The organism is Streptomyces torulosus (assembly GCF_001419765.1).
Lineage (GTDB): Bacteria > Actinomycetota > Actinomycetes > Streptomycetales > Streptomycetaceae > Streptomyces > Streptomyces torulosus.
In genome coordinates, this window is sequence record NZ_LIRK01000286.1 from 1 (window position 1) to 11984 (window position 11984).

Consider the following 11984-nt stretch of genomic DNA (forward strand, 5'->3'; position numbering starts at 1 on the left):
GCCGCCGCGCGCCTTGGGGGCGGGGTGGTACGGGTGCCCGGTGATCAGCGACTGCTCGGACCGCCGGTACGGGTCCTCGGGTGGCGTCGCGTGGGTGCGCGCCGTGAGGAAGGCGGCCACGGACGCGCGGCTGTCGAGCATCTCCGCGGGCAGCTCGGGGTTGGCCAGGCCGGTGCGGAGGCGGAGTTCGTCGGCGGTGAGGTCGACGAGCTCGGCGTGGGTCAGCCGGCGCCATGTGCCGTCGGTGGGGACCTCGGGGTCGGTGGGGCGCCAGGTGCCGTCGGTGAACACCTCGGGGTCGGTGGGGCGGCGGGTGCCCCGGACGCGCAGGAGGCGGCCGCTCGCCGCGAGGCGGTGCACACCGGGTCCGACGGGCTCCCCAGCCTCCCGCAGGAGGCAGTTGAGCAGCGGCGCGGCGGCATGGGCGTCGGCGGCGGTGCCGACGTCGGCGCGGGGCGGGGTGGCGTCCACGGGGTCCATTCGTTCCACATACGGTGCATGTGTGATCAGTATGTCTGCCCGTCGTGGCTCGTCCCGCCGCCCTCATGCGTCACCGCGGAGGCGGGCGGGCAGTGGTCGTACGCCGTTGTCGACGCGGTGCCCGTACCCGCCCGTCGTCGTTCCCGCACCCTAGGAGCCCGTCCGTGGACCGTCACCCGATGTCCGATGCCGAGGCGGCGCTCGGCGCCGAGCTGGGCGCCGTACGTCCCGATCTGGCGCTGCCGTACGCGGCGGCGCTCCCCGGTGCCCGGGCGGCCGTGCTGGCGCGGCTGTGGCGGGGCCTCACGCACGAGCCGCTGCCCTGGGTGGCACACCGGGAGACGGCCGGGGGCGACGGCGTGACGCTCCTGCTGGCGGACGGTCGCCGGCTGCACGGCCCGGCGGTGGACCCGTACGCCACGGACGCGCCGGTCGAGCAGGTGTGGCTGGACGGGCGGCCGTACGACCGTCCGGCGCGGCTGATGAGCGCGCTGGCGGTGCCGCACAGTGCCGCCTTCGCCGCCGAACTCGACCACAGCGCGGCCTCGTTGGCGCTGTCGCGAGCAGGACGGCAGGCGGGGGCGGGGGCGCCGGAGACGAGCTGGGAGTGGGAGCAGTCGGTGGTGGACGGGCATCCCTTCCACCCCAACTGTCGTTCCCGGCCCGGGTTCTCCGCCGCCGATCAGCTCGCGTACGGGCCCGAGCACCGGCAGGTCGTGCCGCTGGGGCTGGCGCCCGTGGACGAGGCGCTGGTGGTCGGGGAGTGGCCGGAGCGGTTCCGGGACGGCGGTCGGGTGCTGCTGCCGGTCCATCCGTGGCAGGCGGCGCATGTGCTCAAGTGCCCTCTGGGCGAGGTGCTCGACGCGCATCCGCTGATGTCGTTGCGCACCCTCGCCCTCGCGGACGGCGGGGCACATGTGAAGACGGCGTTGAGCGCCCGGCTGACGTCCTCCGTGCGGGACATCTCGGTCTACTCGATCGAGACGTCGGCGATCGTGTCGGACTTCATGGCGGAGGTCGCCTCCCGCACGGACGGTCTGCTGCACGTGACCCGTACCCTCGGCGCGGTCACCGCCGGTTCCCCGGATCTGGCGGCGGTGCTGCGGGAGTCACCGGAGAGGTACGCGGACACGGCCACCGGTGAGCGGGTCGTCCCCGTGGCCGCGCTGGCGGCGACCGGACTGCCCGGGTCGCCGTCGTGGCTGGCGGATTTCAGCCGACTCGCGCTCACGGTCTGCCTCCGGCTGCTCGACCTGGGGGTGGCCCTGGAGGCACACGGCCAGAACCTCCTGGTGGTGCTCTCGCCGTCGGGTGCCCCCGTGCGGCTCGTCTACCGCGACCTAGCGGACATCAGGGTGAGCCCGGCCCGGCTGGCCCGGCACGGCGTCGCGGCGCCCGCGATGACCGGCCGCATCATCACGGACGACGAGACGACCCTGCGGCGCAAACTGTTCGGCGCGCTGATCACGGGCACGCTCGGGGCGACGGCGGGTTCGACGCCCGTGCTGCGCGAGGCGCTTGCCTCCGCCATACGGGACGTGCCGCCGACCGCCGATCTGGCCACGCTGACGGAGGGGCCGGTACCGACGAAGGCGTTGACGCTGATGCGTCTTTCGCCGGAGCGGCCGGGTGACATCTGGGCGCAACTGCCGACACCGCTGCGGTGAGGCACGTCCGGCCGACCGGGTGCGGGACTTGTCACCCAGCCCTGTCCGGGGCCTGTCACACGGCCCGGTACGGGGCTCGTCACCCGGACCGTAGGCGGCCCGTCGACAGCCTCTCCAGCGGCCAGGCGGCCGGGTGAACGTCCGCCGCTCTCCCCGTGCTTGGGGCGCGCGGCGGGTGCCGTTGTCCGGCGGGTGAACGGGCGGTCTCGTTTTGAAGCGCGGGCCCCCTGATCAATAGGATCCGCCGATGATCACAAGACAACGGCTGGCAGCAGGGGTGTTCGCCCTGCTCGCCGCCCTGACGGCCGGGATCGCCGTCCCGTCGACGGCCGTCGCCGACGAGACCACGGCCACCGCGCCCAAGGTCAACCTCCTGCTGGACGTCAGCGGTTCGATGCGGGCGAAGGACATCGACGGGCAGTCCCGGATGGCCGCGGCGAAGCAGGCGTTCAACGAGGTACTGGACGCCACCCCCGAGGAGGTCCAGCTCGGCATCCGCACGCTGGGCGCCAACTACCCCGGCGACGACCGCAAGACGGGCTGCAAGGACACCGCGCAGCTGTACCCGGTGGGCCCGCTGGACCGCACCGAGGCGAAGACGGCCGTCGCCACGCTCACCCCGACCGGCTGGACCCCGATCGGCCCGGCGCTGCTGAAGGCGGCCGACGACCTGGAGGGCGGCGAGGGCACCAAGCGCATCGTCCTGATCAGCGACGGCGAGGACACCTGCGCCCCGCTCGACCCGTGCGAGGTGGCCCGCGAGATCGCGGCCAAGGGCATCGGCCTGACCATCGACACGCTCGGCCTGGTTCCGAACGCCAAGATGCGCGTCCAGCTCAGCTGTATCGCCGAGGCGACCGGCGGCACGTACACCTCGATCGAGCACCGCGACGAACTCACCGACCGCGTCAACCAGTTGGTGGACCGCGCGGCCGACCCGGTGGTCGTCCCGAAGGCCGTCGAGGGCACCGACGCGTGCGCCGGGGCGCCCACGCTCACCTCGGGGCTGTTCACCGACCGCGAGGAGTTCAACCAGCAGCGCTGGTACCGGGTGGACGTGAAGCCGGGCCAGGAGCTTCGGGCCTCGGTGAGCGTCGCGGCGGACCGTGACGTCAACCCGCACTACGGGGTGCTGCTGCGCGCGGTCACCGTCAAGAACCGCGAGATCGTGCGCGGCGAGGCGGCCGGCACCGGCCGTACGGACGTCATCTCGACGGGTCTGCGCTATCCGAAGGCGGAGGCCGAGGACGAGGAGGACGAGGACGTCGCCGAGACCGTGTGCCTCCAGGTCACCCACTCGTACGCGGCCGCCGGCGGGGTGAAGACCACACCCGGTCTGCCGCTGGAGATCACCGTCGACGTCGTGGACGGCCCGGACCCGGCGACGGACGTGGCGTCCTTCGGTCTCGGCCGCGGCTGGTGGCTGCTCGGTGTGCTGGTGCTCGTCGGGTTCCTGGCGGGTGTGCTGTGGGGCTGGCTGTCGCGCTGGCGGGTCGCGGTCTGGAGGACCAACTGATGCGGATCACACGTGTGTGGGGCGCCGCCCTGCTGATGCTTGCCCTGGCCGCCTCCCCGGCCGCCGCGGACTCCTCTCCCTCCGCGAGCCCGTCGGAGAACGGTGACGCGCCCACCGAGGCGGGCACCTCCTTCCGTACGGCGGCGGAGTTCGAGCAGGGGCGGACCGCGACGGCGAGCGCCTCGACCGGCGACTACCTGTACTGGTCGTTCCCGGCGGACGCCGGCCAACGCCCCACCGTGAAGGCGACGGTGAAGCTGCCGGAGGCGGCCGAGTCCGCCTCGACGTGGCAGCTCGACGTGTACGACGGGCTGCGGCGCCGCCAGGCCTGCCAGTACGGGGCGCAGACGCGCACGGCCGACGCGGGGGCGGCCTCCGTGGAGCTGTCCTGCACGCTGCGCACGGTCCGCGCCTGGTCGGAGCCGTGGTCCGACGACCCGCTGCCGGGCACCTACTACGTCCGGCTGACGACGACGCGGCTGGCCACGGGTGACCTCGGGCTGCCGGTCGGGGTCGAGGTCCGGGCCGAGTCCAAGGACATCGGCGGTGCGGCGGCGGTCGACGGCTCGCTGGCGCGGCCGCTCGTGCCGGGCATCGCGGTGACCTCGGCGCGGGACGACGAGGACTCCTCGGCGGAGGCCGTCCTGTCCTCCCTCGAACCCGACGACGGCTGGGCGTCGGGCTGGTGGAGCGACCGCTGGGTCTGGACCGCGCTCGGCGCGGTACTCGCCGCCCTCGCGGGCATCGGCGGCTACTCCCTCACCCGCGGTTCGGGCCGCCCGACGAGGACGCCCCCACCGAGCGCCTGACACCCCCGCGAAGGCCCGCCGAACCCTGGAATCCACCCCGGTCCGGCGGGCCTTCGGCATGGACGGGCCCTCAGCCCTCCCGCAAGTCCTTCGCCAGGGCCCCCTCCCCCGACACCTCGACCCGGCCCGCTCGTACGGCGTCCCTGAGGGGCAGTTCGCCGCGGCGGACCGCCTCGCAGGTCTCCTCGTCGAGGGTCAGCCGGGCGTCCGGCTCGCCCGGGGCGGGGCCGTCGCCGTACACCGGGCCCTCCTCGGCGCCCGTCCACAGATGGAACGTCCCTTCCTCCAGGTGGACTTCGACGAGCCCGGCGGCGCGACCGTCGAGGTTCCGCAGCAGCGGCAGGGCGGACCAGTGCGCACGTACGGCGTCGGTCGGTCGGCGTTCCCCCAGCGCGCCCTCGCCCCACTCCCCCAGCGCCTGCAGCACCGGGAGCAGGTCCCGTCCGCGGCCGGTGAGTTCGTAGACGTACGCGGCCCCGGGCGGCGGCAGCCGGCGCCGGGTCGACAGACCGTCACGCTCCATGTCCCTCAGCCGTGAGGCGAGGACGTCCGTGCTGACGCCGGGCAGGTCCGCGTGCAGGTCCGTATAGCGGCGCGGCCCGGCGAGCAGTTCGCGCACGATCAGCAGGGTCCAGCGGTCACCGACGAGGTCGAGCGCCCGGGCGGCGGAGCAGTACTGGTCGTAGCTTCGGCGAGGTGACATGCGACGCAGTCTAGACATGTCGTTGGACTTTCCAAGCACCTACTTGGTAAAACCAAGCAACACAACGAACCGGAGGGCGAGAGCGCATGGAGTTCCGGCAGTCGAGCAAGCTCAGCGAGGTCTGTTACGAGATCCGCGGCCCCGTGATCGAGCACGCGAACGCACTGGAGGAGGCGGGGCACAGCGTGCTGCGCCTGAACACCGGCAACCCCGCTCTCTTCGGCTTCGAGGCGCCGGAGGAGATCCTCCAGGACATGATCCGGATGCTCCCGCGGGCCCATGGCTACACGGACTCGCGCGGTGTCCTCTCCGCCCGCCGCGCGGTCGCCCAGCGCTACCAGACCCTCGGCCTGGAGGTCGACGTCGACGACGTCTTCCTCGGCAACGGCGTCTCCGAGCTGGTCTCCATGGCCGTGCAGGCGCTGATCGAGGACGGCGACGAGATCCTCATCCCCGCGCCCGACTTCCCGCTCTGGACCGCCGTGACGACCCTCGCCGGCGGCAAGGCGGTCCACTACCTGTGCGACGAGCAGGCCGACTGGTACCCGGACCTCGACGACATGGCGTCGAAGATCACCGACCGCACCAGGGCCGTCGTCATCATCAACCCCAACAACCCCACCGGCGCGGTCTACCCCAAGGAGATCGTCGAGGGCATCCTCGACCTCGCCCGCCGCCACGGCTTGATGGTGTTCGCCGACGAGATCTACGACCAGATCCTCTACGACGACGCCGTGCACCACTCGGCCGCCGCGCTCGCCCCCGACCTGGTCGTCCTCACCTTCTGCGGCCTGTCCAAGACGTACCGCGTGGCGGGCTTCCGCTCCGGCTGGCTGGTCGTCACCGGCCCCAAGCAGCACGCCCGCAACTATCTGGAGGGCCTGACGATGCTGGCCTCCATGCGGCTGTGCGCCAACGCCCCCGCCCAGTACGCCATCCAGGCCGCGCTCGGCGGCCGCCAGTCCATCCGGGAACTGACCGCGCCGGGCGGGCGCCTGCACGATCAGCGGAACGTGGCGTGGGAGAAGCTCAACGAGATCCCCGGCGTGTCGTGCGTGAAGCCCAAGGGCGCGCTGTACGCGTTCCCCCGCCTCGACCCCAAGGTCCACAGGATCCACGACGACGAGAAGTTCGTCCTCGACCTGCTGCTGCGCGAGAAGATCCAGGTCGTCCAGGGCACGGGCTTCAACTGGCCCACCCCCGACCACTTCCGCATCCTCACGCTGCCCCACGCCGACGACCTGGACGCGGCGATCAGCCGTATCGGACGGTTCCTGAGTGGCTACCGGCAATAGCGGAGAACCAATGTTCCCGGAATTTCCCCAAAGATAATTCCACGTGCTCGCAGCCACCGTCATATCCCTCTATAGTCCCCAGCACACGAGTTCGGGTGTTTCGGGGGTGGATGTGAACTCCGGTACGAACGTGGTCACGGGCGAGGACGTCATCGGCGCGGCGCTGCGGCTGCTCGCGCGGAACGGGGAGTTGGGCTCCCACGACGTCGAGAAGGTCGAGCTGGAACTGCCCGGGCTGCTGGAGCGGTATCGCGCCGACCCGGTGACGGTCGACCAACTCGCGGCCCGGCGGGGCGGGTTGATGTCGTCGGGACTGGTGACCACGGCCCTCACCGAACCCCTGGTCGTGGCCGTCGTGGCGACACTCATCGCGGAGGGCGTCAAGGTCGGGTCCCGCGCGGTGAACGGAAGAGTGGGCCGCTGGTGGTCCGGGCGCAGAGAACGGCGGCGCCTGGTCGCGGCGTTACGGGAACCGGCCCTGCCCGTGGAGGCTCGGGCCCAGTTCGACCACAGCCAGCTGGGGCCGTGGGTCCGCGAGACCCTCCGTGTCCACCGGGACGAGGCGGCCGCCCGGCGGGCGTTCGACAGGACGGTCGCCGATCTCGCGGACTGCGCGCACTTCACCATCTCCTGGTCCGACCTCGCGCGGACCGGCACCGAACGCCTGCGGGAGACGACCGGTCCGAGGGCCGGCGACCGCAGTTGGGCCGCCGCCATCGAGGTCGAGCTGGGCGGCTTCCCGTCCGGCGAGACCAAGACGCTCGTGCGGCAGGGCAGGCTGCTCGTCGTCATCAGCCACGCGGCCGCCCCGAAGGCACCGCCGTGGGCGGAGACCGAGGACATCACCCGCCGGGCGACGGAACGCGCGACCCGCGCCCTCGACGACGTCTGAGGAAACAGCCGGGGACAGCCCGGGACAGCCGACGGTCGAGGACAGCCGAGAGCAGCCGAGGCCCAGGGACACCCGCGAACGACCGACGACAGCCGAGGGCAGCCGAGGATCGCCCCGGACACCTGGGTAGACCCTCCCCATGACTGAGCGACCGCTCCTCCTCCTGGACGTCGACGGCCCCCTCAACCCGTTCGGCGCCCGCCTGTGGCCACCGCGCGGCTACGTCACCCGCCGGGTGCACCCCACCGTCTGGTCCGCCCGTCAGAAGCCCGGCTCCCGCAGGCTCCGCCGGGGCCTGCGGATCCGCCTCAACCCCGCGCACGGGCAGCGCCTGCTCGCCCTGCCGTACGACCTGGCGTGGGCGACGACCTGGATGCACGACGCGAACGAGATGATCGGCCCCGTGATCGGCCTCCCCGCCGACCTGCCGGTCATCGAGTTCACCGACATGTTCGCGCGTGATCCCGACGGCCTGTACTGGAAGACCCGCCGGGTCCTGGAGTGGGCGGCCGGCCGGCCCTTCGTCTGGGTCGACGACATGATCACCGACCTCGACGTCCGCCATGTCGCCCGGCACCACGACACACCCGCCCTGCTGCTGCGGATCGACCCCCGCCGGGGGCTCGGCGAGCGGGAGTTCGAGGAACTGGAGCGGTGGGCTCGTAGCCTGTGAGACATGGGTGATCTTTTTCTTGTGCGGCACGGGGAGACCGAGTGGTCGCTGTCCGGGCAGCACACCAGCTGGACGGACCTCCCGCTGACCGACCGGGGGCGGGAACAGGCGCGCGGGCTGGCGCCGTTGCTGACCTCGCACCGCATCGGCGCCGTGTTCGTCAGTCCGTTGAAGCGGGCCCGCCAGACCGCCGAACTGGCCGGGCTGACCGGGGCGCGGGTGGACGCGGATCTCTCCGAGTGGGACTACGGGGCGTACGAGGGGGTGACGACCCAGGAGATCCACCGGACGCGGCCCGACTGGTTCCTGTTCACCGACGGGGTGGCGCCGGGACCGCCCGAGCACCCCGGGGAGGGCCCGGAGGACGTCGGGGCGCGCGCCGACCGGGCACTGGCGAAGGCGCACGCGGCGCTCGGCAACACGGAGGGCTGTGTGGTGCTCGTGGCGCACGGCCATTTCCTCCGCGTCCTCACCGCGCGCTATCTCGGACTGCCCGCGTCCGCCGGGGCGCTGTTCCAGCTCGCCACGGGCACGGTCTGCCGGCTCGGCACGGAGCACGGCCGCCCGGTGCTCGCGGCGTGGAATGTCAGACCCTCCTCGTAGTCTTCGAGTGGGTTGACGCCGTCCCCGAGTGACAGCGCTCCTCCGCGAAAGGAGGTCGTCGTGACCCGACCGCCGACCGCCGTCCAGCGGCGGATCATCGACGCCGCCGAGCCCGTGACCGGCCGGCTCACGGGTACGGAGACCCAGCTGGCGGCGCTGGTGAAGCGAGGGCTGGCGTTCCGCCACCCGCGCCCGCCGCACGATCACTTCCTGACGCCGGCCGGGCACCGCGTACGGGAGGCCGGCCCGCCCGAGGCCGCAGCGGCCCCGGCCCCGGCGCCGTCCGCCGCCCCCGCCGAGTCGGGCGGGTTCGCGGCCCGGGTGGGCGGCGAGGAGAGCGCCGGGGACGGACCGGCGCGGGCCCGCGAGGTGCACAGCGCCTGGCAGGGGCTGCTGGAGCTACGGCGGATGACGAACCCGGGCGGCGCCACCGACCGCCCGTGCGGCTGGGAGCGCGCGCATCTCGTACGGGCCGCCGCGCTCGCCCTCGAAGCGGCGGGCCACCGCCCGGCGGGCCCGGAGGCGGAGCGTGGCGGTTACCGGGTGCGGACCACCCCGCAGCCGGAGGCCGTCGCCGTGCACGAGCCGGACACGGCGGCGCTGCGCGGCTGCGCCGAGACTCTGCGGCGGGCGGGCTGGCAGCCGAGCGAGCACACGGACCCGCGGACGCGGGAGCGGTATCTGCTGGCCTCCCCCAGGAAGGTGTGACCGGGCGGCGCCGGACCGTCGCACCCCGCATGAGCAAGCGCTCAGTAAGCTTGCGTCCGTCCTGTTCGCCGCTGAGGTAGTCGAGGGGTAGTCGTGTCCGAGCCGTTTTCCGTCCCGGTGACCGTCCGGGGGTACGAGACCGACGTACAGGGGCACCTCAACCAGAGCGTGTACCTCCAGTACGGGGAGCACGCGCGCTGGTCGCTGCTCCAGGCCGCCGGGATCCGCCAGGCCGATCTGATGGCCAGGGGCGTCGGCCCCGTGGCTCTGGAGACGACGATCCGTTACCGGCGCGAACTGCTCGCCGGTGACGAGGTCGAGGTGACGTGTGTCTTCGCCTGGGGTGAGGGCAAGACCTTCCGGATCGAGCAGACGATCAGCAGGACCGACGGCACGGTGGCCGCCGAGATCACCGGTGTGGGCGGCCTGATGGACCTCAAGGCGCGCAAGCTGGTCGCCGACCCGGGCGCGTACTTCAGGGAGCTGGCGGACGACCCGAAGCTGTTCGGGCTGTGAGCGCGGCCCACGGCCCGAACAGCGGTTGAGGGTCGTCCCGTCGGTCAGCCCAGCGGGTTCAGCAGCGCGGGGTCGTTCTCGAAGGCGAACAGCAGCAGGTCCGTCATCGTGAAGCGGCCCTTGCGATGGGCCGGGAGGCTCGGGCGCCAGCCCGGGTGCTTCACGATCGAGACGCGGCTGCCCTCCATCGCCCGGTGGAAGACCTCGGCGACGAGCGTGCCGCCGACACCGGTGAGGCGGCCGGGGTGGCGTCCGTTCACCTCGGCCTCGCGCAGGACGTAGAACCACAGCGGGGTGTGCTCCACGACCTGGGCGCGCTCGGCGTCGGTGAGGCCCTCCAGGACGGCTCCGCCGGCGCCCCGCAGGATCTGGTCCTCGGTCAGCCCCTTGATGCCCATCTGCGCGGCCAGTTGGGGGCCGGTGGCCAGTTCGACCATCGCGGCGCGCGTGAGGTTGCGGAACGCGAGGTTGCGGTGGATCGGCGGCGGCGCCGGGCGGCCCCGGCCGTCGAAGGTGCCGGTGGGCAGGGCGGCCAGCGGGTCGACGAGCAGGGTGTCCAGCCGCTTGGCGAGGTTGAACTCGCCCTTGGGCACCACCAGATCGTCCCTGCCGGCCTCGCCGAAGTCGAAGAGTCGGCGGAAGTCGACGATCCAGTTGCTCGGCAGCCGCAGGTTCTCCCCCGCGTTCGGGTCGTCGAGGTCGCTCAGGTCGTCCGGTCCCGGCGTGAGGTTGCCCGCCGTGCCGCTGAAACGGAAGAGCAGGCCCAGCGAGGCGATCGGACCGGGTCCGCCCGCACGGAACACCCTGTTCCACTGGTACGCCGTCCGCACCATGCTGTGCCCGAGCCGGTAGGCGGCGACGGAGAACTCGATGGGCATCGTCGGCAGGTCGCCGGGCCGGGTGTACCCGGGCACCTCGAAGTGCCGCCGCCCCCGCGTGAAGACGCGCTCGACGATCTCCGGGTCGACGACACGCGGCAGGAAGTCCGTGCGCAGGACCCATTGGTAGTGCTTGACGACGATCTCCCGGGCCGCCTGGAACAGCCGACGCTCGGGCACTCCCCGGTCGGCGAGCAGGTCGATGACGCGGTTGTGGAAGCGGATGAACGCCAGGTGGAGCTGGCCGACGGCCAGGTTCTCGTCGTTGCGCGCGTCCGGGATGAGCGGGGCGCGCATGTCGGCGCGGGTGCCGCCGACCGTCTCACCGGCGCGGGGCAGGTCGAAGCCCTTCTGGTCGGTGTTGGCGGACGGCAGCTCGGGCGGGAAGCCCACGCCGAGGGTCGTGCCCGTCTTGAGGCGGCCGTCGGCCTCGTAGAACCGGGCGCTGCCCGAGTGGTGCGGGCCCATGCCGTACAGCGAGTCGAGGTCGAGGGCGGGGCTGCGCCCCTGGAGCAGTTCCTCGACCGGGACGGGCTCGCCGAGCCCGACCTGGGTGCGGTCCAGCGTCAGGTCGTGGTCGACGAACTGGCCGAGGTAGGTGAACCCGGCCGGGACCGGTGTCCCCGGCCTCCCCGAGTCCGGGTCGTCGCCGCCCGTGCCGACCGTGGTCATGGCCGCCGCGAGCTTCGCCCGCAGCGCCTCGTCGAGTTGCACCCCCTTCTTTCCGAACCTGGAGAAGCGGAAGGCGAGTTGCTGCTCGGCGGCGCTCGGTACGCGCGCTACGGCCTCCCCCTTCTCGAACTCCAGGATCCTGCCCTCGTCGACGACGTAGTAGCTCTCGCGATGGTGTCGACGCACCATGTGTGTCCCCGTTCTGTCCCCCGGACTCCGCGACCGACCATAACCGGACGTACCGGTTCCTCCCGGATCTTCCGGCCCCCACCGGACGCGAAGCGATCATTTCGGATGAATCCCTGTTTCCCGACAACGTGTCGCACCCGGCGAGGGTTTCCCTGTCGCCACATCCGGCATATATCGACGGACGACCGATCGAACGAAAGGCGTAGGAGGGGCGTAGGAGAGGTGCGAGAAGGTCGGGCTCCGGCGGCAGCCGGGGCGTCGGCGCCCGAGGGGATTCCGGCCGTTCACGGCGGGTTCTCCCCCTTGTGGCCGTGTGTCGGTGCGGAAGGGTCGGTTCCGGGGGTATTGCTGCCACGGCGTATCCCGCACCCGCACCCGCACCC

At 72.6% G+C, this 11984-nt stretch carries 11 protein-coding genes and 1 pseudogene; 9 read left to right on the forward strand and 3 right to left on the reverse strand.

The window, feature by feature from the left end; translation table 11 throughout:
• Positions 1-480: pseudogene (locus tag AOK23_RS20385) on the reverse strand (IucA/IucC family siderophore biosynthesis protein); the annotation flags it as partial.
• A 179-nt stretch (positions 481-659) separates the two neighbouring features.
• On the opposite strand from AOK23_RS20385, the gene AOK23_RS20390 reads away from it, so the two are divergent.
• From AOK23_RS20390 to AOK23_RS20400, 3 genes are all read left to right on the forward strand, one after another.
• A complete protein-coding gene (locus AOK23_RS20390; RefSeq protein WP_240496473.1) occupies positions 660-2147 on the forward strand; it encodes an IucA/IucC family protein in 1488 nt (495 codons plus the stop codon).
• 247 nt (positions 2148-2394) lie between these two features.
• Positions 2395-3663, forward strand: coding sequence for a VWA domain-containing protein (locus tag AOK23_RS20395; RefSeq protein ID WP_107102825.1), 1269 nt, complete (start codon positions 2395-2397; stop codon positions 3661-3663).
• Positions 3663-4472 carry a hypothetical protein gene (locus AOK23_RS20400; RefSeq protein ID WP_055714138.1) on the forward strand — a complete coding sequence of 270 codons (810 nt, stop codon included), beginning with the start codon at positions 3663-3665 and terminating at the stop codon, positions 4470-4472. Before AOK23_RS20395 ends, AOK23_RS20400 begins: the two co-directional genes overlap by 1 nt.
• A gap of 70 nt (positions 4473-4542) precedes the next feature.
• Here AOK23_RS20400 and AOK23_RS20405 read toward each other — a convergent pair whose 3' ends face one another.
• Positions 4543-5175 (reverse strand): winged helix-turn-helix transcriptional regulator, encoded by a 633-nt coding sequence (locus tag AOK23_RS20405; protein ID WP_055714130.1) that lies wholly within the window; start codon positions 5173-5175, stop codon positions 4543-4545.
• An 86-nt stretch (positions 5176-5261) separates the two neighbouring features.
• Between AOK23_RS20405 and AOK23_RS20410 the strand changes: the two genes are divergently transcribed.
• From AOK23_RS20410 to AOK23_RS20435, 6 genes are all read left to right on the forward strand, one after another.
• Entirely contained in the window at positions 5262-6470 is a 1209-nt protein-coding gene (locus tag AOK23_RS20410; protein WP_055714131.1) for a pyridoxal phosphate-dependent aminotransferase, read from the forward strand.
• Between the two features lie 106 nt (positions 6471-6576).
• The gene (locus AOK23_RS20415) at positions 6577-7362 is read left to right on the forward strand and encodes a hypothetical protein (RefSeq protein WP_157878099.1); all 786 of its coding nucleotides are present in this window, start codon (positions 6577-6579) and stop codon (positions 7360-7362) included.
• A gap of 139 nt (positions 7363-7501) precedes the next feature.
• Positions 7502-8035: an HAD domain-containing protein gene (locus AOK23_RS20420; RefSeq protein WP_055714133.1), complete on the forward strand. Its 534-nt coding sequence runs from the start codon at positions 7502-7504 to the stop codon at positions 8033-8035.
• Between the two features lie 3 nt (positions 8036-8038).
• On the forward strand, positions 8039-8638 hold the full coding sequence (locus AOK23_RS20425) for a histidine phosphatase family protein (RefSeq protein WP_055714134.1): 600 nt from the start codon (positions 8039-8041) through the stop codon (positions 8636-8638).
• 60 nt (positions 8639-8698) lie between these two features.
• Entirely contained in the window at positions 8699-9346 is a 648-nt protein-coding gene (locus AOK23_RS20430; RefSeq protein WP_055714135.1) for a hypothetical protein, read from the forward strand.
• Between the two features lie 93 nt (positions 9347-9439).
• On the forward strand, positions 9440-9862 hold the full coding sequence (locus AOK23_RS20435; RefSeq protein ID WP_055714136.1) for an acyl-CoA thioesterase: 423 nt from the start codon (positions 9440-9442) through the stop codon (positions 9860-9862).
• Between the two features lie 44 nt (positions 9863-9906).
• Here the strand turns inward: AOK23_RS20435 and AOK23_RS20440 are convergent, their stop codons facing one another.
• The gene (locus AOK23_RS20440; protein ID WP_055714137.1) at positions 9907-11601 is read right to left on the reverse strand and encodes a peroxidase family protein; all 1695 of its coding nucleotides are present in this window, start codon (positions 11599-11601) and stop codon (positions 9907-9909) included.
• Between the last annotated feature and the right edge of the window lie 383 nt (positions 11602-11984).

What these genes read in the sequence shown, in the direction of transcription:
- AOK23_RS20390 (WP_240496473.1), top strand. Translation starts at nt 660, where the DNA reads ATGTCCGATGCCGAGGCGGCGCTCGGCGCCGAGCTGGGCGCCGTACGT.
- AOK23_RS20395 (WP_107102825.1), top strand. Translation starts at nt 2,395, where the DNA reads ATGATCACAAGACAACGGCTGGCAGCAGGGGTGTTCGCCCTGCTCGCC.
- AOK23_RS20400 (WP_055714138.1), top strand. Translation starts at nt 3,663, where the DNA reads ATGCGGATCACACGTGTGTGGGGCGCCGCCCTGCTGATGCTTGCCCTG.
- AOK23_RS20405 (WP_055714130.1), bottom strand. Translation starts at nt 5,175, where the DNA reads ATGTCACCTCGCCGAAGCTACGACCAGTACTGCTCCGCCGCCCGGGCG.
- AOK23_RS20410 (WP_055714131.1), top strand. Translation starts at nt 5,262, where the DNA reads ATGGAGTTCCGGCAGTCGAGCAAGCTCAGCGAGGTCTGTTACGAGATC.
- AOK23_RS20420 (WP_055714133.1), top strand. Translation starts at nt 7,502, where the DNA reads ATGACTGAGCGACCGCTCCTCCTCCTGGACGTCGACGGCCCCCTCAAC.
- AOK23_RS20425 (WP_055714134.1), top strand. Translation starts at nt 8,039, where the DNA reads ATGGGTGATCTTTTTCTTGTGCGGCACGGGGAGACCGAGTGGTCGCTG.
- AOK23_RS20440 (WP_055714137.1), bottom strand. Translation starts at nt 11,601, where the DNA reads ATGGTGCGTCGACACCATCGCGAGAGCTACTACGTCGTCGACGAGGGC.